General features: G+C 58.6%; 20 protein-coding genes and 3 pseudogenes. 1 reads left to right on the forward strand and 22 read right to left on the reverse strand.

Annotated features, from left to right (window positions below; all coding sequences use genetic code 11):
* Positions 1-158 precede the first annotated feature (158 nt).
* Positions 159-1,184, forward strand: coding sequence for a LacI family DNA-binding transcriptional regulator (locus G3A56_RS08135; protein WP_082184588.1), 1,026 nt, complete (start codon positions 159-161; stop codon positions 1,182-1,184).
* 208 nt (positions 1,185-1,392) lie between these two features.
* On the opposite strand, the gene folD is transcribed toward G3A56_RS08135, so the two are convergent.
* The 22 genes and pseudogenes from folD to G3A56_RS08245 form a co-directional block, all read right to left on the reverse strand.
* Positions 1,393-2,292 carry a bifunctional methylenetetrahydrofolate dehydrogenase/methenyltetrahydrofolate cyclohydrolase FolD gene (folD, locus tag G3A56_RS08140; protein WP_082183734.1) on the reverse strand — a complete coding sequence of 300 codons (900 nt, stop codon included), beginning with the start codon at positions 2,290-2,292 and terminating at the stop codon, positions 1,393-1,395.
* 77 nt (positions 2,293-2,369) lie between these two features.
* Positions 2,370-4,157 carry a GumC domain-containing protein gene (locus G3A56_RS08145; RefSeq protein ID WP_082183732.1) on the reverse strand — a complete coding sequence of 596 codons (1,788 nt, stop codon included), beginning with the start codon at positions 4,155-4,157 and terminating at the stop codon, positions 2,370-2,372.
* A gap of 114 nt (positions 4,158-4,271) precedes the next feature.
* Complete coding sequence (locus tag G3A56_RS08150) at positions 4,272-4,946, reverse strand: WecB/TagA/CpsF family glycosyltransferase (RefSeq protein ID WP_082183731.1); 675 nt, start codon at positions 4,944-4,946, stop codon at positions 4,272-4,274.
* 203 nt (positions 4,947-5,149) lie between these two features.
* The gene (locus G3A56_RS08155; RefSeq protein ID WP_003493918.1) at positions 5,150-5,692 is read right to left on the reverse strand and encodes a flagellar basal body-associated FliL family protein; all 543 of its coding nucleotides are present in this window, start codon (positions 5,690-5,692) and stop codon (positions 5,150-5,152) included.
* Positions 5,692-6,060, reverse strand: a complete 369-nt coding sequence (locus tag G3A56_RS08160; protein WP_003493916.1) for a hypothetical protein — start codon at positions 6,058-6,060, stop codon at positions 5,692-5,694. The genes G3A56_RS08155 and G3A56_RS08160 overlap by 1 nt, the downstream gene beginning before the upstream one ends.
* A gap of 29 nt (positions 6,061-6,089) precedes the next feature.
* Positions 6,090-6,646, reverse strand: a pseudogene (locus G3A56_RS08165) (rod-binding protein).
* 113 nt (positions 6,647-6,759) lie between these two features.
* Positions 6,760-7,179: a hypothetical protein gene (locus G3A56_RS08170; RefSeq protein ID WP_082183729.1), complete on the reverse strand. Its 420-nt coding sequence runs from the start codon at positions 7,177-7,179 to the stop codon at positions 6,760-6,762.
* 15 nt (positions 7,180-7,194) lie between these two features.
* A complete protein-coding gene (gene fliR / locus G3A56_RS08175; RefSeq protein WP_003493910.1) occupies positions 7,195-7,950 on the reverse strand; it encodes a flagellar biosynthetic protein FliR in 756 nt (251 codons plus the stop codon).
* Positions 7,947-10,034, reverse strand: coding sequence for a flagellar biosynthesis protein FlhA (gene flhA / locus G3A56_RS08180; RefSeq protein ID WP_035241615.1), 2,088 nt, complete (start codon positions 10,032-10,034; stop codon positions 7,947-7,949). The genes fliR and flhA overlap by 4 nt, the downstream gene beginning before the upstream one ends.
* 158 nt (positions 10,035-10,192) lie before the next feature.
* Positions 10,193-10,459: a flagellar biosynthesis protein FliQ gene (fliQ, locus tag G3A56_RS08185; RefSeq protein WP_003493903.1), complete on the reverse strand. Its 267-nt coding sequence runs from the start codon at positions 10,457-10,459 to the stop codon at positions 10,193-10,195.
* Positions 10,460-10,506: 47 nt separating this feature from the next.
* Positions 10,507-10,977, reverse strand: coding sequence for a flagellar hook assembly protein FlgD (flgD, locus tag G3A56_RS08190; RefSeq protein WP_003493901.1), 471 nt, complete (start codon positions 10,975-10,977; stop codon positions 10,507-10,509).
* Complete coding sequence (gene flbT / locus G3A56_RS08195) at positions 10,968-11,417, reverse strand: flagellar biosynthesis repressor FlbT (protein ID WP_003493899.1); 450 nt, start codon at positions 11,415-11,417, stop codon at positions 10,968-10,970. Before flbT ends, flgD begins: the two co-directional genes overlap by 10 nt.
* Positions 11,414-11,758 carry a flagellar biosynthesis regulator FlaF gene (flaF, locus tag G3A56_RS08200; protein ID WP_003493897.1) on the reverse strand — a complete coding sequence of 115 codons (345 nt, stop codon included), beginning with the start codon at positions 11,756-11,758 and terminating at the stop codon, positions 11,414-11,416. The genes flbT and flaF overlap by 4 nt, the downstream gene beginning before the upstream one ends.
* A 34-nt stretch (positions 11,759-11,792) precedes the next feature.
* A pseudogene (locus G3A56_RS08205) lies at positions 11,793-12,895 on the reverse strand (flagellar hook-associated family protein).
* A 3-nt stretch (positions 12,896-12,898) separates the two neighbouring features.
* Positions 12,899-14,377, reverse strand: a complete 1,479-nt coding sequence (flgK, locus tag G3A56_RS08210) for a flagellar hook-associated protein FlgK (RefSeq protein ID WP_035241612.1) — start codon at positions 14,375-14,377, stop codon at positions 12,899-12,901.
* 22 nt (positions 14,378-14,399) lie between these two features.
* On the reverse strand, positions 14,400-15,695 hold the full coding sequence (locus tag G3A56_RS08215; RefSeq protein WP_035241609.1) for a flagellar hook protein FlgE: 1,296 nt from the start codon (positions 15,693-15,695) through the stop codon (positions 14,400-14,402).
* A gap of 104 nt (positions 15,696-15,799) precedes the next feature.
* Positions 15,800-16,471 carry a response regulator transcription factor gene (locus G3A56_RS08220; RefSeq protein ID WP_003493888.1) on the reverse strand — a complete coding sequence of 224 codons (672 nt, stop codon included), beginning with the start codon at positions 16,469-16,471 and terminating at the stop codon, positions 15,800-15,802.
* Positions 16,472-16,752: 281 nt separating this feature from the next.
* Positions 16,753-17,319 carry a lytic transglycosylase domain-containing protein gene (locus G3A56_RS08225; protein WP_035241606.1) on the reverse strand — a complete coding sequence of 189 codons (567 nt, stop codon included), beginning with the start codon at positions 17,317-17,319 and terminating at the stop codon, positions 16,753-16,755.
* Positions 17,267-18,622 (reverse strand): flagellar hook-length control protein FliK, encoded by a 1,356-nt coding sequence (gene fliK / locus G3A56_RS08230; RefSeq protein WP_082183728.1) that lies wholly within the window; start codon positions 18,620-18,622, stop codon positions 17,267-17,269. The genes G3A56_RS08225 and fliK overlap by 53 nt, the downstream gene beginning before the upstream one ends.
* Positions 18,619-19,895, reverse strand: a pseudogene (motC, locus tag G3A56_RS08235) (chemotaxis protein MotC). Before motC ends, fliK begins: the two are co-directional and overlap by 4 nt.
* A complete protein-coding gene (locus tag G3A56_RS08240) occupies positions 19,892-21,178 on the reverse strand; it encodes a MotB family protein (RefSeq protein WP_082183726.1) in 1,287 nt (428 codons plus the stop codon). Before G3A56_RS08240 ends, motC begins: the two are co-directional and overlap by 4 nt.
* A complete protein-coding gene (locus G3A56_RS08245; RefSeq protein ID WP_082183725.1) occupies positions 21,175-21,825 on the reverse strand; it encodes a hypothetical protein in 651 nt (216 codons plus the stop codon). The genes G3A56_RS08240 and G3A56_RS08245 overlap by 4 nt, the downstream gene beginning before the upstream one ends.
* Positions 21,826-22,090 lie beyond the last annotated feature (265 nt).

Genomic DNA, 22,090 nt, shown 5'->3' on the forward strand with positions numbered 1-22,090 from the left:
ACGTTGCAGCGCCTCGTGAATAATCATATTTATTTAGAAAGGCGGCTATCGTTTTCGATTGAGAAAAGCGGCAGAGGCTGGTAAAAATCTAAAGCGCTTTGGAAGCCTGGGAGAGGTTTTACCGTTTCCAGAGCGCACGCATGGAGGAAATGAGAGACATGAACCTGAAACAGTTGTCGCAACTGCTGGGCATTTCGCAGACGACCATCAGCAGGGCGCTCAACGGCTATCCCGAGGTCAGCGCCGAAACGCGCCGCCGCGTCATGGAGGCTGCCGAAAAGACGGGCTATCGCCCGAATGCCGCGGCGCAACGGCTGGCGACGGGCAAGGTCGGCTCCATCGGGCTTGTCATGCCTATTGGCGAACACCACCGTTCCGATGTGCATTTCGGCGAATTCCTGAGCGGTCTCGGTGAGGAAGCATCACGCAGCGGCTTTCATCTGGTCATCATGCCGACAGAGCCGGAGAAGGAACGGGAAGCGCTGCGGGGGCTCGCCGCAAGCGGCAGCGTCGATGGCATCTATCTCGCCTATATGAAGAAGAACGATCCCCGCATCGCCATGCTGCAATCTCTCTCCCTGCCCTTCCTCGTCCATGGCCGCTCCATCGGCGTGGAGGAGGATTATCCCTATCTCGACGTGGACAATGAAGGCGCGTTCCGTGATGCGACCCAGCTTCTCCTCCAGCTTGGCCATACGCGGATCGGGCTGCTGAATGGCCCGGAGGGTTATGATTTCACCTATCGACGCTGTCTCGGGGTGGAAAAGGCGCTTTCGGCAAATGGCCTGACATTGCATGCGAACAACAAGAGACACAGCAGCATGACCGATGAGGAAGGCTATCTCGGCATGGAGGCGCTGCTGTCCCGGCCGGAAAAGCCGACCGCCATTCTCTGCGCCAGTACCGCGCTTGCGCTTGGCGCAATCCGCTCGCTCAACCAGCGCGGCCTGAAACCGGGCAAGGATATTTCGCTGATCGCCCATGACGATGTGTTGCCCCTGCTGAAGCCGGACAATTTTTCCGTGCCGCTGACCACCACCCGCTCGTCACTCAGGGCGGCGGGCGTGCGCGTGGGCCAGCGCCTGATCAACCGGATCAAGTTCAACCAGACGGAACCCCATCAGGAGCTCTGGAAGGCGGAACTTGTGGTGCGTGCTTCGACGGGGCCGGCTCCGAAAGCGTAGCCAGTTGTTTTTGGTCCCCTCTTCTTCCCGTCATTCCGGCCTTGAGCCGGAATCCAGAAGACGCGCGTCGGCGCGGCGAGAAGACTCTTTCCAGCCCAAGGACTTGGGCTGGCTGGATACCGGCTCAAGGCCGGTATGACGGCAGCAAATTGTGTACGCCACAAAATTCGATACCGTACACAAAGAACCCGATCACACTCGGCTCGCACTAGAACTTCGGCGCGGTCAGACCCAGCGCGCGATGGGCGGCGATGACGGTGTTGGCCATCAGCATGGCGATCGTCATCGGGCCGACACCGCCCGGCACGGGTGTGATGGCGGCGGCCACGGCACTTGCCTCTTCGAAGGCGACATCGCCGACCAGCTTCGACTTGCCTTCACCCTTTTCCGGAGCGGGAATGCGGTTGATGCCGACATCGATGACAGTCGCGCCGGATTTCACCCAATCCCCCTTCACCATCGCCGCGCGACCGACCGCGGCCACGAGAATGTCGGCGGTCTTGCAGACGGTGGCGAGATCCTTCGTGCGCGAATGCGCCATCGTCACCGTGGCATTGGCATTGAGGAGAAGTTGGCCCATCGGCTTGCCGAACAGGTTGGAGCGGCCGATGACCACGGCATTGAGGCCGGAAAGATCGTCGCCATGAATGCCGCGCACCAGGAGCATTGCGCCAGCCGGCGTGCAGGAGATGAGGCCGGTTGCGAGGTCGCCGGTCGCCAGCTTGCCCGCGTTCAGAACACTGAGGCCATCCACATCCTTCTCAGGCAGGATCGACTGGATGATCTCATCGGAATCGAAGTGTTTCGGCAAAGGAAGCTGTACCAGAATGCCGTGGATGGAGGCATCGGCGTTCAATTCGCCGACCAGCTTGAGGAGCGCGTCCTGCGTCGTTTCTTCCGGCAACGTGTGTTGAACGGAGTTGAAACCGCATTGCTTGGCCATCTTGCTTTTGGAGTTCACGTAGGCGTGGCTGGCCGGATCATTGCCGACGATGACAACCGCGAGACCGGGCTTCACGCCCTTTTCCGCCTCAAGCGCTTCTGCCGATTTGCGGACTTCCTCGACGACCGAAGCCGCCTTCGCCTTCCCGTCAATCACAACTGCCATGCGTTCTGCTCCTGCTGGATTACGTTGGCCCCGTATGGTGCCGACTTTGCAGGAATGCAAGCAAAAATGCAGCGTCGTCAGGCAGTTTTGCGGTAGTCATCGCCATGGTCGGCGTAATCGGCGAGACGCTCCCTCAATAGCGCCAACTCGCGTCTCAATTCCGCCAATTCCTCGGCTTCGGCCTGCTCGTGATCGAAGTGTCCGGCAAGGGCTTCGTTCAACAGGGACGGAAGCTCAGGCGGCGCCTGGTCGGCGGTTCTGAAGGTGCGGTTGCCCATCAGCACCTGTCGTACGCGCTCATCGAGCGGGATATCATCGGTGTCATTCGCCGCGTCGGTGTAATAAGTGGCAAAGGCGTCCTCCGGCTCGAAATCGCCATCTGCGGCGAGCTCTTCGAGGTCGTGGAACACATCTGGCTCGATCGGCTCGAGTTCGGCAAATTGCGGGGATTGCTCCTGTCGGAATTCCTCGTCCGCTTCCATGGCGAGCGGGAGTTGTTCGTCGTTTTCGAGGATCGGCGCGGCCGCCTCTTCCTCATCGTGGCGGCGGTAGCTCAGGAGATAAAGGCTGCCCAGCAGGCCGATCAAGGCGCCGCCGCCCGCCATCATCGCAGCTTGCGTCAGATCGCGCGACAACTCGCCCGGTCCGGCCTTCTTCGCAAGACGGGTTTCAATGGCGGGTGTGGTTGATGATGCGAGATCGCGGCGCTCGCTTGCCTCCAGATAGGCATTCCTCGCCGTTTCCAGCTCACCCTGCAATCTGGACAGTTCGCCGGGAGCGATGCCGAGGCCGTTCAGGCGGTCGAGATATCTGGTGCGTTCGCCAGTCGCTGTTGCGATTTCCTGGGCGACGCGTTTTTCATCTGTCCGCAAACCGTCGACCAGCTGGCGGAGCGCCGGGGCGGCCAGCGCCTCAACGGCATCCACCCCATTCTGGGCGGCAATGCGACGCGGATGCTTCGGCCCGTAATCGACCGAGATGCCGGCAAGCGCCATGCTGGCACTGGCATGTCTTTGCCTGATATCTTCAAGCGCGGAAAAAGCTATCCCTGTTGGCAACGGCTTCGACCACAGGTCATTCGGCTTTAGGGTGGAAGCTGCCGCCAGATCCACTTGGAGCGACTGTTGCTGCTGCGTCGCCGCCGCAAGACTATTATTGACGTCGCGCAATTGCTGCTCAAGCTGCTGCACTTCCGACAGGACGGCGTCGCCGTGGCGCATCTGGAAGCCGTTCACCGCCGCTTCCGCCTCGTCCAGTCGGGTCCGCGCCCTCTCCGTCTCACGCATGGCGGGCGTCATGGTGCCTGCCTTGCCATCCGCCATGATCCGCATCGAGAGATAGTCGGTCAGCCGCATCGCGGCTTCCGGCGTTGCGGCCTTGGCGGTCACGATCAGCGTATTTTCATCCGGTGTCAGTTCCAGCCGGATCGCCTCGCCGACCGCGCCATTGAGCGCTTCACGCGGCGAAAGCAGCCGTGCGTCCGCCCCCGTCAGAAGGTCGAGAAGCAGGCCAAGCTCGCCCTGATTGCGAACGCCAACCATATCGGCAGGCTTGAGCTTGAGGTCGGCGGTGACCCGGTCCAGTCCGGAGGGTGAGAGCAGAGTGCGGCGGGCCATGGCAAGGAAGCGGGCCGAATCCGGCGCGTCATAGCTGCTCTGGGTCACCTCGACATGCGCTTGCGAAACATAACCGCGAAAGCCGGAATCAATGAGCATGAGCGGAAGCGTTGCACCCGCCACGGTGGCGGCGGCCACGCAACCGGCGGTCAGAAGCCGCAGACAATGTTTGCGCCATTGCGACGCGGGCACGGCGACATCATCCTCGTAAGGGCGTGTCGCCATCATATCCGGATTATGATCAACCATCTGAAGCCGTCTGCCACGCTCGGCGCCGCCCGCAACGGGCGACTGTCAAAACCTTACGAGAGGTTAAAGGATCGTGGCAAACAAATGGTTAACGCCAATCTTGGCGGCCTTTTCTCAGCCCTTGCCGAGCGCGATGTGCCAGGGCTCGGCGCAAAGGCTGTAGAGCCAGCTCATATGCAGCTTGCGGAAGATTTCCGGCATGCCGGCCACTTCGGATGACAGAACCTTGAATAAGGGGCCAACCGCAATGGCGACGCGCGCATCGTCACGGCTGACAGTGTGGTGCAGCCACCTTTCCTGATCTTCCCTAAGCATGCCGGCCAGCAGGACATCCACCTTTACGCCTGACATATCCCGGTTCAGCATCACGAAATCATGCCATGGCGCGTGCGCGCGCAGCTTGGCCAGAACCTCTCCGACCTGTGCCGCATCGTCACCCGCAATGCCGATCCGTTTCGGCACCGCCATATAGGTCAGAAGCGCCATGGTGAACGCCACGCCATCGATGACGACGGGCAGAGGCTTGCCGTCTTCCGCGCGAGCGGCGTTATGCATCGCCTTGCCCTGCGGCAGAAGCAGGCAGCTTTCCAGGATCTGCCGGTAAGCAATGTCTCTGGAAGAAAGCTTCGCCTTCTCGATGGTGAGAAAGGAGAGCATCGTGTGCCCGTCGCAGGCCGAAGCCCTGCCGCTGACCAGTTCCAGCGCCCCATTCCAGTCGAGATCACAAACACGCAGTCCGTGGATATTCCGTTGCGATCCCGGCTGCGCAAAACCTGCCGCGAAATTCATTGCCAACCCCCGATTGCCAAACCCATTGCCTCCGATCCTTCGCAAGGTTTGCGGGATCGCGGCTTATCGACCTGTTTATACAGGTGCAGGTTGAAGTTACCTTGAAAGCAACCTCTCGAATGTCACGCGAAATGGTAAGGGACGATTAACCAGACCCGGGGCCCGCTATCATGATTGAGGGCACGGGATACGTGCCCGCAGCATCAATGGCTCGGCGCGGCGGCGGCTTCTTTTCCCGCCTCGGACTTCTCGCCTTCAACGAGCTTGACCGAACGCGGCGTGCCATTGCCGTTCTGCTCGCGAATGTCGGCCTTCGACAGGTAATCGAGCTGTTCGATCAACACATCTTCGACCACCTCGTCGTTGAGCTTCTTGTTCAGCCCTTCACGAATGCGCTGCTTGAAGGCCTCGGGATCGAAGGTGGAAATATTGGCGATGTTGACCATGGAGGAACCCGCCAGAAGCGTGAACAACTCATCGGTCATCAATTGCGTGGCCGGCAGTTCGATCTTCGCCATCTTTTCCTTGTCGACACGCAGGGAAATGCGGCTGAGGAAATAACCGTTCACGCCACCATCGTTGATGACGGGAATGGTGATGCTTTCACCCTTGACCAGTTGCAGGTTGGCCTTCTTGGCCCCCGCCTCATCCCCCGGCGCGGGTGCTGTCGCCATCTGGACGGAGAAATACACCGCGCCGAGCGTGACGGCGCAAACCCAGACGCCGGTGAGAAGAAGCTTCAACATCAGGAGGCGGCACCATACATGAACTGTTCCTGCGAATAGGTGCCGTCCGTATCGGCTTCCTGGATCGCGTTCTTGAGCAGGTCCGCAACAGCACGAACCGCATTCAGATGCGCCTCGACGCGGCTGGCATTGGTTGCGAGCTTGGACTTGATGCCCTGCACCTGATCGAGGTGTCCGGCGGCGATTTCCTCATGGGGCGTATCGCGGAAGAGCATGGTCAACTCATAGAGGCAGCGGCTCTTGTGGGCATTGGAGACCTTGAAATCGAACTGGGGGTCCTTACCGATATTATCGTTCTCGTTGTCGATGATCATTTCAAGACGGCCGAGAACGGATTTGATGCGGTGGTCGTTCGACATAAGGTCCATGCTTGTCTCCTCGTTACGATTTTTCATTTTCAAGCCTCGTCCGTTTTCTCATTGGAAACGCCGAGGACCTGCCGCTCGAACTCCGCCACCATCCGAATTGCAGCATTATGGTCTTTTTCATTCATGGATACGTCGGTAATCCCCTTGCTTTCGGCTTTCCGCAACGCATCCTTGTAAGCCTGTTCAGCAATACCGACGCCGCCATTTCTGGAAATCGTGTCGGCGAACTGTTCCGCCATCATGCTTTTCCAGATCTCACCGGCATTGCCTTTGCCATAAACCTCTTCGCTGTCTTTCGGCAGCATGTTGGCAACAAAGGTCTGGAGGACGGAAGCCTCGTATTTGCGGTATGTTTCCGGAATTTCCGTGCGAGCCGAGCGGATGTTGGTGTCACCAAGGCCCGCCTTCGAGGAGGCGCCATCCAGCATATCGACGGCGGCGCCAAAGCCCTTGCCCGCATCGGCAAGGCTCGTTGCCGCGAAAGCCGCCTTGTTCGCCTTCAGTTTTTCCTGGGCGACCTGCACTTCCTGGGGTCCGCAGCGCGAACAACATCCATCACCAGATCGCTTATAATCGATATCGCCACGTCCCGATCTCCCGAGCTGATAAACGCGCGGCGAGCAGCCTGCACGTTTACTCAATCAAGAAACATCGCCGGAGACCTCTTTCGAAACGCCTGCGATGCAACAATGGGACAGATTATGAATCGCCAACCTTGCTGGAGGCTGGTGTCCGGGATGCGTTCGTCATTTCAAGTAGATCATAGATTGCATTGTCGTCCGCCTCGCGATCTTCCAGATCGCGGGCAAGATGCATTCTGTCCTCAAGCCGGTCGGCCTTGGTCTTTTCCTTGAGGACCTTGTTTTCCTGCAATTGCTGCACGCCGGCGAGCTGGCGATCCTTGACGACGAGGCGGCCGTAACGATCCGAATAATGCTTGGAAAACATCTGATGCAGCGGTTCCATGGAACTCATCGCTTCCAGCACATTGTCCATGGACTGGCTGACCTCGGTGCGCACGCGGGTGGTGTCTGCCAGTTCCACCTCGGCCATTTTTTCCATGTGCCGCTGGACCGTTACCAGACGCTTGAGTTTTGCCGAGCGCTTGTCCGAGGCCATGAAGTGATCTCCAGATCAGAAGCCGATGAAGACCGGGCCGAAACCATCCACGAACTGACGGATGAGGGCCGCAATCGACAAATAGAGCATGAAAAGACCGCCCGCCAGAACGAAGGGCGTCGAGATGAAAAAGACCGGTATCTGCGGCGCCAGCTTGTTGATGAGACCAACCGCCACGTTGAACATCAGGCCGTAGATCACAAAGGGGCTGGCAAGCCGCAGCATGATCGAGAAGGTCGCCCGCAGCGTATCGGTGAGCGTAATCAGCATCTTCTGGCCGCTGATGAGCGCACCCACCGGCGTTGCAGTGTAGGAATCGACCAGAGCCTTCAGGACGATGTGATGGAAATCCAGCATGAACAACACCAGAAGACCGCCGAAGGTGATGAAGTTCGATATCTGGTTTTCCTGTACGTCTTCGATGACATCCGCGCCGCCCGGGGCACTAAGTCCGATGGACGCGCCGATGAGCGCGCCTGTGAACTGGAAGCCGAGCGTGTAAAACCGCGCGATCAGGCCATACATGGCGCCGATGAGGATTTCCGTGAAGATAAGACCGACGACGGTGCCCTGGCTTGAGCCGGAAACTTTCGGATAGATCGTGTCCCAAAGCACCGGCAGAAGCGCCATGGACACCGCGACACACAGCAACATGCGTATCTGCGGCGAAATGCGCGAACTGGAAAAGCCCGGCATCGTCATGAAACAGGCGCCGATGCGGCAGATGGCAAGGAACAATGCGATAATTGTCCCTTGCGGGTCGGTTATCATGAAATGGCGCCCAGAATCTTGATCTCCAGCCCCTTGGCAAGTTCCACATGCGAAAGAACCGGCAGGGTCGCAAAGAGTCGCTCGATAATCATGCGCACATAGGACCGTGTTTCCGGCGAGGTTACAAGAACAAAGGGCAGTCCGCGGTCCATGAATTCACGGATAACTTTCGACGCCTCCTCGGAGAACTCCTCGAGATGGCGGGGATCGATGTCGAATTCGACGATTTCGCCCTTCTGGTCGCGCTTGAGCGCCTGATGGAAGACCATGTCCCATTTGTTGCCGAGGCGAAGAACGCGCAGCACGCCGTTGTCGGCAAGATCGCCGCAGAGCTGCTGCGACATGCGCACGCGCACATGCTCGACGATCTGCTCGGTCTTGCGCACATGCGGGGCAAGCTCGGCAACCGCTTCCAGAATGAGATGCAGGTTGCGGATCGACACGCGCTCGGCGAGCAGCAGTTTCAGAACCGCCTGCAGGCCGGAATAGGACATATGCGACGAGCAGATTTCATCGGCCAGCTTCTTATATTCCGGATCCAGCCTGTCGATGAGGATCTTGACGTCCTTGTAGGACAGCAATTGCGGAAGATTGTTGCGGATGACCTCGCTCAGATGCGTCAGCACCACCGAAACATTGTCGATCGGGTGGAAGCCTTCCCGCTTCAAATCCTCGGTGAAGGTCTCGAGAATGGAGACGGCCGGCATGCCGAAGGCGGGCTCGCGGATTTCATCGCCCGGAATGCTCGGCTTGCGCCCTGCCCCGGTGACCACCAGAACATCGCCGACACGCAGATTGCTCGAAGCGATGGTCGTGCCATGCACGCGGATCTGGTAGGCTTTCTCCGGTATCATGATGTCGTCGGAGACTTTGATTTCCGGCACGACGAAGCCGTATTGGCTTGCGAATTTCTTGCGCATCTTGCCGACACGGAAAGCCAGCTCCTGATGCGCGCCGAGAAGGCGGGTCGAAACCTGCTTGCCGAGGGCCAGTTCGATTTCGGATGTCTTGAGGACCTGCTTGACCGAATCCTTTTCCGCTTCGGTGGTCTGGAGAACCTTATCCGCCTCTTCCTGACGGAGGAGCGCGCTCTCTGCCTCCGCCTGGCGCGGAATATACCAGCTGCCGAAGGCCATGATGCCGCCCAGCATGATGAATGGCAGGAAGGGCAGACCCGGGATAATTGCCAGCAGGCCCATCAGCATGGCCGAAACCATCAGCGCTCGCGGGTATCCGCTCAGCTGGTTCACGACCGCCTGATCGGTTGAGCCGGCGGTGCCGCCGCGCGACACCAGAAGGCCTGCCGCCAGAGACACGATAAGGGCCGGGATCTGCGAGACGATACCGTCGCCGACCGAAAGCTTGACGAAAACATCGGCAGCCTCGCCGATCGGCATGCCGTGGCGGAAATAACCAATGATGATGCCGCCGAAAACATTGATCGCGGTGATGATCAGACCGGCGATCGCATCGCCACGCACGAATTTGGAGGCACCGTCCATCGAACCGAAGAAGGAGCTTTCTTCTTCCAGTTCGCGGCGGCGGCGCTGGGCTTCCTTTTCATCGATGATGCCGGCGGACAGATCCGCATCGATCGACATCTGCTTGCCGGGGATGGCGTCCAGTGTGAAACGCGCGCCAACTTCAGCGATACGCGTCGCACCCTTGGTGATGACGATGAAGTTGACGGTGATCAGGATCATGAAGACGATCAGACCGATCACGAAGTCGCCGGACATGACGAGGCTGGAGAAACCGGCGATCACGCCGCCCGCAGCCGTCGGGCCCTCGTTGCCATGCGATAGGATGACGCGCGTCGTCGCGATGTTCAGCGACAGACGGATCATGGTTGCGATCAGCAGCACGGTCGGGAAAGACGAGAAATCCAGTGGACGCTGGATCCAGAGCGCCACCATGAGGATGAGGACCGAGAGCGCGATCGAAAACGCAAGCCCGATATCCACCAGAATGACCGGAATGGGCAGGAACAGAACGCAAAGGATCGCCACGATACCCAATGCGAAACCGACATCGCGCATGCTCGGCGTTACTTTGGGCAAGGAGATGACTGGTGGTTGCGCCATAAAAATCGTCCTGTCTCTTCATGAGAAGGGCGACGGAAAAGCCGCCGCACGGTTCGCGGCACCGGGCTCCGAGGATTTCCACGCATTTCGGTCCGATGCTTCAGCCTATCACTAGCTACCGAAGCTTGCGCGAGGATGGCATGTGACGCGGGTAGCGGTCAGAAACCGGACTGGATACGCGAGAAGACGAGATTGGAAAAAAGGGCGATCTGCGCGCCCACGAAAGGGGCGGCGACGCCGAGAACGAGCATGATCGTGACGATCTTGGGGACGAAGGTCAGCGTCATTTCCTGAACCTGGGTCAGGGCCTGGATGAAGGCGATGACGACGCCGACGATCATGGCGGCCAGAACGGCCGGACCGGCCGCGACGAGAACCGTCCAGACTGCAGCCTGCATGATATCAAGCGCATCGGCCTCGTTCATCGTCGCATCCTTTATTCAGAAGGGCGGCATCATACCGCCCTTTTATATCACGAACCGGCTGACTTATCCGAATCGCCATCGCTATCAGGTGTAGTCGCGATCGGGCCGTTCGAGAAGGTCACACCAGCCTGCAGCAGCACTTTGTCACCAGCTTCGGTGATGGCGACAATGCCATCCGAATAGACTTCGACTTCCTTCACCACACCGGTGACCTTGTCGTCGGCGCTCTTGACCGTCTTGCCGACCAGATCGGAAGCGCGCGTCAGCGCTTCGGCCTGCAGCATGCTCTTCAAATGGCTGTTGGTCTTGATCGTCTGCTCGACCTGCGAGAAGCTTGCCAGCTGCGACATCTGCTGGCCGGCATCCATCGGGCTGGTCGGATCCTGGTTCTTCATCTGGGCGATAAGGAGCTTCAGGAAGCTGTCGTAGTTGAGCGATGCCGCGTTTCCGTCGGTGCTGCTCGCCCCTGCATTGGCCCAGGGATTTGACGCTGCCGAACTGACTGCATCTACCGCCATGGTGCTATCTCCTTGCGAATGTGTTCGATGGTTGCAGGGGTCATTTCCTGATTATTGAGGATCTTCTCCTCGAGCGGATAGAGCCCGCGAATGGCCTTCAGCGCCTCGAAAGCCTTGCCAGAGGCAACCAACCCGTCGATCCGCTTGAGTTCGGCCAGGACCTCATCGTGCTGGAAGCAATTCAGCAACATGCTTACGGACTTGCGGAACATGTTCGTCGACTGTTCGCGCCCTTCCGGATTGATGAGGATCATCTGCGCGATGAAATAGAGCTGCCTCAGCGGCGTGGTCGCCTGCTCCGGCTGCAGAACGTGGTTTTCGAGCAAGAACGTGACATCGTTCAGGAATTCGAGCGCCACCTTGCGATCCACACGCAAAACCGCCCCGTTGATGAAAATCTTTTCGCCCGATTTCAGCGAAATTCGAAGTGTACTTTTCATTTCAGTCCATCCCTGATGATGGTTGTCACGTCAATAATGCCCTGGAAATTCGTCGACTGACGTTTCCGGATCAGTTCGCACTCTTTCAATATCCAGATCGCGATCGAGATCAGATTGGCTCTGAGTTCCATGGCCAGCTGGTTATCGGGTTGCTTGAGGTCCTCAATGAAGCGGATCCAGACCCTTCGAGTGTAAAAAAGCGCTTCGATCGTATGGCGCTGCGAAGAAGAATCCTTTGCCTCCACCAGAAGTTCGATCGATTTTGTCAACGCCTGCCGCTCGCGATCCTTCGCGTTGGCGACACCATCCTCCATGATTTCGGCGTAGGAAAACTGGTACATTCATGTATCCTTTATCTGCCGCCACCCCTGTTCATCAGAGGTAGTTAACCAGACTCATTTTTTGCAGACGCGACGTGAGACTGTATGCGATTTCAATCTGCTGCTGCAGCAGATCAAGGCGGGTCTTCGCCTCGTAAGTATCGATCCCTCGATATCCAGCAGATGCGTTTCGATGATCTTCTTCTGCGCCGCCAGTGAATCGTTGGCTTTCGAAACACGGCTTTCAGAGAGGCCGAGCTGGCTCTGCTGCTGGTTCAAACCACTAATCGCCGTGCCGATATTGGTCACAGACTTGGTCGCCACCATTTCGCGGACGTCGCTGCTGACCTTTTCGTCAAGGAATGTCATCGCAGTCATGGCCGTCATTGCGAAATAACGCATGCCCTGGGAATTGCTGTTGGTCGATGTCTCGACCACTTCATTCTGGCTGATGCGGCTCGTCATGTTCGTGTCGCTCGCCTTGGAACCATAGGTCGTCCAGAAATCGTAGTTCTGGCCGGCCGTCAGATCGGCGTGTGGCGGGTTCGTCACGGTCGTGGTGCCGTTGAACACACCTTCGATGTGGCTCATGAATGCCGTAGCCTGATCTTTCGACAAGCTCTCGACATTGCCAACCGGCGGCGTCTGCGCCGCCATGAACGCGTTCAGCTCCACCTCATAGGCTGCCTTCAGTGTCGACCCTTCGGCAAAGTAGTCATCGACCGGCTTCACATCCGTATTGATGCCGGAGAACAGAAACTCGCCATTGACCGCCGTATTGGCGAAGCTGGTGAAGTTGTTGAAGGCGTTCGAGATGGTTTTGGCGACCGTCGTCAGTGTCGGCGCTTCGCTGCTGGTATTGGGAACGAGAACCTTCTGGATTTCCTGCGCAGCCTTGGCCATGCCGTCAAGCGCCGTCTGGGAGGATTTGAGGCGCTGGGTGGCGATGGAATTGACGCTGACCAGAGAGGTAATACGATCGATATCGCGATTGAGATCAAGACTGCGGGCCGTGTTAGCACCGAGCGTGGCACCGATATCCGCATGCTTGCCGGTCGTCAGCTCAGTGTTGAGATTGGTCATCTCCAGCTGAGCCTTGAGGATGGTGCTGCGCATGCTGTTCTGCATCGCCAGCGATGAAATGAAGGACGTTTTCATCTGTTACCTCACCATATCCATCAGCGACTTGAGCATTTCATCGATGGTGGTCACGAGCTTCGTCGCCGCCTTGTAGGATTGCTCGATATCCATGAGCAGCGAAAGCTCCTCATCCAGGCTGACGGCGGTGTTGTTGGAGTAGGAGGTGGCGGAGCGCTCATAGAGCGCGCTCTTCGCCTCGTTTGCCGACGTTGCACCGGAGCGTTCCTGTTCGAGCCAACCCATGGAGTTGGTGCCGTATTTCAGGATGCTGGTATTCGTATCGATACGTGTCGACGCGGCAAAGCTCATGGGCGCGTCAAATGCGGTCACATAGCTGCGTATCAAAGCGGAAAAGCCAGTTCCGCCCGTCGCTGTAGTATTGATCACATAATCGGTACCGTTGATGCCCCCGTCACGCAACAATTCCGGGTTGCCACCTTTGGAAATAATTAACGCCGGGTTGACGGTAATGCTCGCGGCGAGCCCGGGCGAGACAACACCAGCCGCCGGAATGGTGGTTGCCGCAGGCGAGCCGTACGTGAAGAGACCGGGCATGTCAGGCAGGCCGCTTGTCGCATCCGCCGGCTTTTCCGCGAACATGGTGATCAGGCCGCGCGCGATTTCATCGAGCTGGCTCTGCATGGTTGGCGCCAGGTCGTCGCGAATTTGCATCAGACCCTGAAGCGAACCCGCCGCCGTCGTGTTGCTGCCGCTGCCTGCCTTGAGGGCCACGCCGTCGACATAAATCGCGTTGCCGGTGGTGGTCGCATCGTAGCCGGGCTGAGCGTTGAAGGTCACCTTGCGCGGCACGACCTCAAACAGTGTCGCGCCTTCCGTCGTATAGAGCGCCACATCGTTGTTTTCGCGGTTGACGACATTGATGCCGATGATGGCAGAGATGTCCTTCAACAAGGTCTCGCGCTGATCGAGAGCATCGCTCGGATCACCACCGATGGCGGTCTGCGCCTTCACCTCGTTATTGGCTTCCTCGAATTTTGCAAGAAGACCGTTCAGCTTGTCGACCTGAAGGGAGATGTCCTTGTCGGCACGAAGCCGCATGGCCTGCAGTTCGGCAGATGCTGTATTCAGGGAATTGGCAACATCGCTGGCCGCAGTCACTGCCGTCGCCGCAAGAGCGGCATCGCTCGGCTTGGCGGCATAACCGTCAAGGCTCTTCAGCAGTTCCTTCATATAGGTGGCCGGCGAGGTCTCGTAATCGTTACCGCCGAAAAGGCTCTTGATCTGCTCAAGGCCGGCCAGAACGGTACTCTGACCGGAAGCAAGCGAGGAGCTGGAGATGGTCTGCCTGAGAAGACTTTCATTCTGGGCACGGCCATTGGAGACGATACTCGCTCCTGCCATGGTCGTGCCGAGAATGGCGGTTCGCTTGACGTAGTTCGCATTGCCGACATTGGCAATGTTTTTGGAGGTAACGTCCGTCTGCTTACCTGTATTATTGAAAATCGACTGCGCAGTATTCATTGCTGACGTGAGCGACATTCATCTGTCCTCGTGAGAATTCTTATCTCTTCAGATTGATCAGGACGTCCATCAAATCCGAACCGGTCTGGAAGACTTTCGAATTCGCTGTGTAGATACGCTGGGATTCAATCATGTCGGTGAGTTCGCTGGCGATGTCGACGTTCGACCCTTCAAGCGCACCCTTCTGGATGTAGCCGAAGCTACCCGTCTGCGCGAAACCGATGGTGACAACGCCAGACTCGTTGCTCGGCAGATAGACGTTACCGTTCTGCGGGCTCAGATTGTCGATGCTTGGGACCGTAGCCAGCGCCAGCTGGTAGATGTTGCGACGACCGCCATCCTGATAGACCGCCGTTACCAGGCCATCCTTGCCGATTTCGACGTCCTTGATCTGGCTCGGGCCGTTACCGTTCAGAACAGCGGTACCAGGCGTGAACTTCGAGGAGAATTGCGTCATTTGCGACAGGTCGATCTCGATCGCCTGCGCCACGCCACTATTGCCGTCATTGATAGTGATGGACGCTGGCGATCCAGTCGCGAGCTTGTTTGTCGCCGGGTCGAAGGTCAGCGTGACGCTTTCCTTCACAAGCGTGGCAGGGGCAGTTGCCGTGTATGGGAACCCGCCATTGGTTGACTGATCCTGACGATAGACCGACACTTCCCATTGGGGATTGCCGGAAGCATCATTGTCGATCCGAGTGTAATAGAAGTCGTAGAGAACCTTGGCGCCACCGCTGTCGAACGCCGTGAGCGAGGTCTTGGCACCAATCGTCGACGTCGCGACGTTGTCGCTCGGACGTGATCCCGCAGCGACAATTGCTTCGTCGCGATTAAGGTTGGCCGGGAAGCTGCCCTGCGTGGAAGGAGATGCCGTCAGGCCGAAATCATTGATGTTGATGGCTTCAAGGCCGGTAAAGCCGTTGACGACGGCTGCCGGCGGGTTGGCGCCATAGGGGTAACCCATCAGCAGGAAGCCTGCCGCATTCTGCAAATATCCTTCCGAGTTCTTCTGGAAGGATCCCGCTCTTGTGAGATAGGGCGTGCCCGCGCCGTCCTGAACCACGAAGAAGCCGTTGCCCTGAATGGCAAGGTCGGTGCTCGACGTGGTGTAGGACAGGTTGCCCTGTTCCGAAATGCTGTAACGAACGTTGGACTGCACACCGCCAGAAGCGTAGCTGCCCGACGAGGAGGGCAGAACGAGCGAGGAGAACGACGTCGATGCGCGCTTGTAGCCGGTGGTGCTCGCATTGGCGATGTTGTCGCCAACGGTGCCCAGCTTGTTCGCCTGCGCATTCATGCCGGACACACCGGTTCGCATAGTGCCGAAAATACTCATTCAAAAACCCTCGTGGTCATCTTCAGGGAGAAGGTAAAGCGTTTGGCTTGCGTGAAGCTGTCTGAAATACCGCGTTTGAAAAAGACCACGCGGGTCAATGAAGATCATTGCCAATCAATGCTGTAGCCAAGGAAACGCTTGGAATCGACAGGATCGTAGCCGAGCTTCTTGCGCAGCTTCTTGCGCAGCTTGCTGATGTGGCTTTCAACGACGTTCTCTTCGACGTCATCATCGAAGATGCCGTAGATCGCATTGAAAATCTGCGCCTTGGAAACGCGACGTCCGCGATTGGCAATCAAATATTCAAGGATGCGTCGCTCGCGGCGCGGCAAGGGGAAGACTTCGCCGCCGACTTCGGGATCGCGACCGTCAGAGAAAACCCTGATCTGGCCCGCATCGGTGAAGTTCGAAATGACCTGTAGCCGGCGACGGATCGCCGCCGCACGCGCCAGGATTTCACGGGGGTGAACCGGCTTGCGCACGACATCGTCAACGCCGCTGTCGAACAGCGCCAAGGTCGATTCCAGCGAGGGCTGGTCGCTGACCGCGATCACCGGCGCCGTCGTGCGATCCCTGATCGCCTTCGGCAAGGAGAAGCTCCGGTCGCCCTGGCCGATCAGGAAGGCCTCCACGGCCGCCAGATCGCTGTCCGCCGCCGTCGAGACCCATTCCCCGAATTCGACCGGATCGAAACCGGTCGAGGGGATGCCCTCACGCCCAAATAGAGAAGTATAGCCGTCCTTAACGAGCTCGCGCTCATCAACCACTACGATCATTCGTCCGCCTCCGAATCAGTGTGGTGTTTTCCAATGTGGCATTGGTACGAATCGGAGGATTCAGCGACAACTGTAGGAAATCATCGATAGTTATTAATAATTGATTAACTATTTTGTGCCGATTTGATCTACATATAGTGGTTGTTAACCATATATGGTACAAAATTTTTGTGCAAAAATTTTAAAATTCCGAAAAAACCGCTTGAAGCGCCTTTTTTCGATCAATCTCTCGCCACATTTCAGATTGCGAGTCTCGGCGCGGTTAACGCAACCAAAGATTGCTAGCCATCGCAGAAGTTTTTCGCGTTGGGAGTCCATTTCCCATAGCCCGTCGCCACCAGGTTGGCGATGACCCGGCAGACATATTTCTTCTGCGCCGGGTCATTGTTGGGGCCGGCATGGTAGCGGGCAACGGCCATGGTCCAGGTTTCATGCCTGTTGTGGAGATTGCGCAGGAACATGGCGGCATATTCGACATTACGGCGTGGATCGAACATTTCACGGGTGGAAGTGAAGTTTTCGCCGTGAAAATAATGGTTTATCTGCATGCATCCGAGGTCGATCAGCTTGGCGCCGTTACGCTTTGCCGCCTCGAAAGTGGTCAGCGCCTCCTCCGTGGATGCGGCAAATACCGGTTTTCCTTCGATATTCATGGCGTTGGGGTCCAGCTTCCCCTTGCGGCCCGTCTCTGTCAGACCGACGGAATAGAGAATTCCCTCCGGCACACCATATTTGCGTGCCGCGGACTGGATTTCCCTTTCGCAGGCGCCGGACGTTGCGGAAGCCTGTGCGTTTTCAGAGGTAGACGCCATTGTCAGCAGAAGAACGGCCAGAGCCGAGAGCGCCATCCATGCCTTCATTATGTACCCCCAAATTATCACCATTGCCCTGACGGCCGCCCCGTGCGCCGGACTCGTCACGGTTGCGCCCTGCGGCGGCCTGCTGGCCCTGCTGCTGCGCCTGCTGATTTTGCTGATTGTTGCCTTGTGTGCCCGTTTGGTCACTCTTGTCGGAAGAAGCGATGCTGATGGTGATGTTATCGACCGTCAGACCCTGCGCCTTCAGCCCGTCAAGGATGCTCTTGCTGTCTTCCTGGAGCTTTTTATAGGCCGCCATGCTCTCCACGGTCATGTGAACCGCGAGCTCATCGCCGGCAAGACGCAGCGACATCGTCACCGATCCCAGCTCGATTGGCGTCATATGCAGCTTCAGCGTATGGACGACTTTGCCGGTGCTGCTCTGGGCTGCCGCGTTGGAGAGCGCCGAACCGGGCTGCATGGCGCTGACCCATTCGGGATCGTTGGCGATCAGGCCGGTCAGGGCGGAAGCATTGGTCGAGGGCGCGAGGCCGATGAAGCGTCGTGAATCGAGAACCGTGATGGTCTCAGCAGACTTGCCGGTGCTTTCCCGGGCTTCGAATTCGACGCGGCCTTCGCGCTGAACCGTGCTGATATCGAGAGCGCGGGCCGTGCCGGGACGCGAAGAAGCGAAGCGGAATGCCGAAGCATCGCCTTCGCTGTCCGAACCGGATTCAGCCTCGTTGCCGGTAAGTTCGGCCCGTGTCGGCATGTCCTTGGAAGGCTCAGCCTTGCCACGGACGGTCTCGAGCCTGTCGGACTTCACCGGATCGGCCTTGCCGGCGATCGCCTGCGCGATTTCCTCAAGGGGCGTCTTGGCAGTGGCGATATTGCCGGCATTGGCCGTCACCGCTTCAATATCGGAAAGCTTCGGATCAATCGCATCCGCCGCCGTCTCGCCGTCCTTGTCGGTCTCGTTCTTGACCTTCTTGCCGGGCTTGCCGTTTTCAGGCGATGCGTGCGCTTTTTTGACGGCGTTCTCAAGATCGGCCATCGCCTCTTGGCCACGGCCCTCTCCGGAATGGTTCTTGACGATCACATTCAGAAAGGTCCCGGGCCGCTTGATCGGCGTATCGGTCTTCTCCGCGTCGCCATCGGGCTGCGCGTGCTGTTCCTCGGACGATCCTGCCTCATGATGCCGCGAATGCGGTGCGTGCGGCGGCCGCTCGTCGCGGACGGTGGAGAGGGCATCGCCGAAGCTTCCGCTTTTAGCATCGTCCCTCACACCGGCGCTGCCGGCGCGTGGATCCGAATATGGTGCATTCACCATCGCGTTAGTGGTTCCGTCGATCATGGTGCCCCCTCGCCTTTCTTCAACAGGCTGTCGATTTCATCGAGCTTGCTGCGGCCACTCGTTACGAGCTGCCGGACGTTGTCGCTCTCATCGTCAACCTTATGGGTTTCAACCCGCCATATGCTCTTCGCCTCGGCATTGCCCGCCTCTTTTGGCGGCGCATCGTGCCCGGCACCCGCTCCTGCTGCAACGGCGGCATCCGCGCCCGGCTGCAGCGAGGGAGGGCGAACCACCTGTTCGGCGATTGCCCTTGCCGCATCTCGCAAGGCCCTGTCACGATCCGAAAGCTGCGCTTCGGGAATTTGCCCGATTGCTTCGATCGCGCTCACCACGTCGGGCGTGCCGATGTTGGAGAGGCTTTCATAGAGATTCGCCTGGACTTCCGGCTGATCCGGCATGGCGGGCGACAATGCTTTCGCTTTCAGTGCCGCCATACGCGCCAGCGAATCCTTGCCACTGATCGCCGCAAGGCGCGATAAACGCAGATAGGCTTCCTTCTGCCTCTCCGCGTCCATCATGGCGAATGTTTCCTGCACCGTTTCTTCGCCGATGGAATCGGCGCGCTTGACCACCAAGGCAACCAGGAGGTCCGCGAACTGGCTGGCATAGGGCGAATGCAGGAACCGCCGCGCGTAGCGCTGCGCATATTCGACACCGCGTCCGGCATCGCCGTCTTCGACGGCAATCGCCAGCGAGCGGCGAAGTGCGGCCTCTTCCACGATGGTGCCGGGCGCTTCCAGCCGGGCAATGTCATAAAAACCAAGAGCAGCCAGCGGATCGCGCGGGATGGTCACGTTACCGCCGATCAATGCAAGATAGGCGCCAATCCGGGTGCCGCGATATTCGGGCACCATGGCGGCGATGCTCTGGGCGACCAGCGTTCCCTTGCCGGAGAGATATTTGCGCAGGATATCGGCAACGCGGCTGTCGAAATTACCATCCACATCGCGCGCGACCAGCAATTCGAGCGTGGCCGGATTGCCGCCGCTCATCGCATAGATAAGCGCCGCATCGACATTGCGCGGATCCTTGAAGATCGCCGAGGGGCGCTTTTCAGCCGCTCGTCGATGGTCTGGAGCAGGAACCGTTGCATCTCAGTCGCGGAGTGGTCTCCCATGGCCACCGAATCCTGCACGAATTGCAGGGAACGCAACATGGCATAGGGCATGAGATTATCTTGCGATTGCGAAAACGCCTTGCTCGGCTCGGAGCCGAGACCGCATAGCGTCGCCGCAAGAAGAAGCCAGCGTTTCGAGGATTTCGTCACACTCACCCCCGATCAGCCTCAAGCAGGATTTCAATACGGCGGTTCGCATCCGCCAGGGGATCAGCCGGCACCTGCAATCTGCGGTCAGCGAAACCAGAGACCTGCTTCACCCGCTCTTCGGAAAGGCCACCGCGAACCAGCATGTAATAGGCGCTGTGCGCGCGATCCATGGAAAGCCGCCAGTTGTCATTAGCCTGGCCCTTGAACTGCCGTCCGTCGGTATGGCCGCGGATAACCACGCTGCCGCCCCGCTCCTGAAGCAATTTGCCGATCTTTTCCATGGCCAGAACCAATTCGCCCCGGGGCACGGCCGATCCGACATTGAACATCGGCGTTTCCGTCTGGTCGGAAATGGTGAGCAGCAATCCGCCTTCTGCGGGGGTTACCACCAGACCTTCGGAGAGCTTGCCGGTTATTCCCGATATCTGCTTTTCGATCTCTTCGCGCAGCGTGTCCGCCTTTTGCCATTCGGCTTCGCTGGCTTGCTGCTGATCCGGCATGGTGGGTTTGGCGAGCGCTGCCTGCTCTGCGGCATCCGGACGCTGCTGCGGTACAACGGCGGCAACCTCCATCGGCTTGCCGTCCTGAGCCTTGTCGGCCGGTGTCTGCGATTGAGCAGTTTCAATCGCTTTGCCATCCTTCGCTTCCGTATCCTTCCTGTTCTCGGCAGATTGCTGAGGCTCAACCGGATTTTGCTGCTGGTCGGCGCGGGTGATCTTCACCTGCTGCGTCCAGAAATCGGGATCGAAAGGATCACGGTAAGCTTCGCCGCCGCTCGCACCCGTCGCCGGGCCGGAATCGGCTGCCCCGCCCTCGCCCTTGGCGCTGACATTGGCCTGCTGCCCAACCTGCTGGGCGATTTCCGCCAGCACCGAATAGGGGTTCTCGAAGAAGTCGGCCTCCGAAAAGTTCGACTGCTCTCCGGTCTGGGAGGTCAGGTCCTCGCCCGTCGCCGCGGCGGAGCCTTTGGTGGTCTTTTCCGCCTGGATGTTGGACTGGTCCTTCTTCTGGACGCCCTCTTCCTTGTCCGCCGGCTTTTCCAGCCCCTTTGAAGAGGGTTTTTCGTCCGACAGCTTGATCGGATTGAAATAGCTGGCGACCGAGGCCTTGGTCTCCTCATTCGCGGCATTGACCAGCCACATGACGAGGAAGAACGCCATCATCGCCGTCATGAAGTCGGCATAGGCAATCTTCCACGCGCCGCCATGGGCACCATCGTGCCCGCCCTTGTGGCGCTTGACGATGATGATCTCGTTTTTGCCGTGGTGGTGATTTTCGCCTTCACTCATTTCATCACCTTGCGAAGACTGGATGCCCAGGCGGACATGCGCGTGACGAACACGCTTTCACCCAACTCGACGGTAAGGTCGATGTCCGTGGTCTCGGTAAATTTCATCGTCTCTTCTTCAAAGCCCGGCTGTGTTTTCAGCTTCTCGAACAAATCTTTCGGGCCTTTCACGACAATCGTGACCGCCTCGCCATCCGGCATGGAAGACCGCGCCACATCCGCCAGCGCCGAGACCGCCTTGACCGACAGCTTTTCCGTCAGAAGCGGCGCAAGGATATTGGCTGTCTGTTCGCTGAGATTGGCGGCGATCGCGTCGATGCCATCGCGCAGACGGCGGGACAGAAAAACGGCGGTCTCTTCCAGATAGACCGAACGCAGGTCTTCAAGCTCAGCCTTGTGGGCCGCCAGGAGTTCTTCCTGCTCGGCCTGCATCTTTTCGGTGATTTCGCGGGTGGCGTCGTCGTGGCCACGGGCATAGGCCGCCTGTTTTTCACTTTCCACGTCGACAGTCGCGAATTCATCGAAACCGGCGGCAAGATCATCAAAACCGGAAACCTGTTCGGCATCCGCCAGAGGATCGCCAAACGCCAGCCCCGCGGGCTGCGTGTCACCGAAATCCTTGAGATATCGTGAAATGGACGCGCTCATGCCCGCCCCCGGCAAAACAGACCAAAGGGGCAAGACATGTTTCGCTGCCTGCGATCCAGAGCGTTCTGTCGCATTTCCGGGCGGAAAACCGGTGTCCACTTTTCCTGGAAATGCTCTAAGCCGTTTGGCGGCACCACCGTCATCCTTGCTACCCTGCCCGTCTCTTCCGTGATTTCCGGGCGGATCACGCCATGCGATCCACCCGATATTGCCCCGACGTTAGGCGTTCAAACTTGTGCGAGGATGAAGGCGGCCTTGATCAGGA

Source organism: Rhizobium oryzihabitans (assembly GCF_010669145.1).
GTDB lineage: Bacteria > Pseudomonadota > Alphaproteobacteria > Rhizobiales > Rhizobiaceae > Agrobacterium > Agrobacterium oryzihabitans.

Excerpts from the sequence above, each read along its gene's own strand:
- flgK (WP_035241612.1), bottom strand. The coding sequence starts at position 14,377 with ATGTCGCTCACGTCAGCAATGAATACTGCGCAGTCGATTTTCAATAAT.
- flgD (WP_003493901.1), bottom strand. The coding sequence starts at position 10,977 with ATGGCGGTAGATGCAGTCAGTTCGGCAGCGTCAAATCCCTGGGCCAAT.
- fliQ (WP_003493903.1), bottom strand. The coding sequence starts at position 10,459 with ATGAACGAGGCCGATGCGCTTGATATCATGCAGGCTGCAGTCTGGACG.
- G3A56_RS08170 (WP_082183729.1), bottom strand. The coding sequence starts at position 7,179 with ATGGCCTCGGACAAGCGCTCGGCAAAACTCAAGCGTCTGGTAACGGTC.
- G3A56_RS08215 (WP_035241609.1), bottom strand. The coding sequence starts at position 15,695 with ATGAGTATTTTCGGCACTATGCGAACCGGTGTGTCCGGCATGAATGCG.
- fliR (WP_003493910.1), bottom strand. The coding sequence starts at position 7,950 with ATGATAACCGACCCGCAAGGGACAATTATCGCATTGTTCCTTGCCATC.
- flhA (WP_035241615.1), bottom strand. The coding sequence starts at position 10,034 with ATGGCGCAACCACCAGTCATCTCCTTGCCCAAAGTAACGCCGAGCATG.
- folD (WP_082183734.1), bottom strand. The coding sequence starts at position 2,292 with ATGGCAGTTGTGATTGACGGGAAGGCGAAGGCGGCTTCGGTCGTCGAG.
- flbT (WP_003493899.1), bottom strand. The coding sequence starts at position 11,417 with ATGAAAAGTACACTTCGAATTTCGCTGAAATCGGGCGAAAAGATTTTC.
- G3A56_RS08155 (WP_003493918.1), bottom strand. The coding sequence starts at position 5,692 with ATGTTGAAGCTTCTTCTCACCGGCGTCTGGGTTTGCGCCGTCACGCTC.
- G3A56_RS08220 (WP_003493888.1), bottom strand. The coding sequence starts at position 16,471 with ATGATCGTAGTGGTTGATGAGCGCGAGCTCGTTAAGGACGGCTATACT.
- G3A56_RS08160 (WP_003493916.1), bottom strand. The coding sequence starts at position 6,060 with ATGGACCTTATGTCGAACGACCACCGCATCAAATCCGTTCTCGGCCGT.
- G3A56_RS08240 (WP_082183726.1), bottom strand. The coding sequence starts at position 21,178 with ATGAGTGAAGGCGAAAATCACCACCACGGCAAAAACGAGATCATCATC.
- fliK (WP_082183728.1), bottom strand. The coding sequence starts at position 18,622 with ATGATCGACGGAACCACTAACGCGATGGTGAATGCACCATATTCGGAT.
- G3A56_RS08145 (WP_082183732.1), bottom strand. The coding sequence starts at position 4,157 with ATGGTTGATCATAATCCGGATATGATGGCGACACGCCCTTACGAGGAT.
- G3A56_RS08135 (WP_082184588.1), top strand. The coding sequence starts at position 159 with ATGAACCTGAAACAGTTGTCGCAACTGCTGGGCATTTCGCAGACGACC.
- G3A56_RS08150 (WP_082183731.1), bottom strand. The coding sequence starts at position 4,946 with ATGAATTTCGCGGCAGGTTTTGCGCAGCCGGGATCGCAACGGAATATC.
- G3A56_RS08225 (WP_035241606.1), bottom strand. The coding sequence starts at position 17,319 with ATGGCGCTCTCGGCTCTGGCCGTTCTTCTGCTGACAATGGCGTCTACC.
- flaF (WP_003493897.1), bottom strand. The coding sequence starts at position 11,758 with ATGTACCAGTTTTCCTACGCCGAAATCATGGAGGATGGTGTCGCCAAC.
- G3A56_RS08245 (WP_082183725.1), bottom strand. The coding sequence starts at position 21,825 with ATGAGCGCGTCCATTTCACGATATCTCAAGGATTTCGGTGACACGCAG.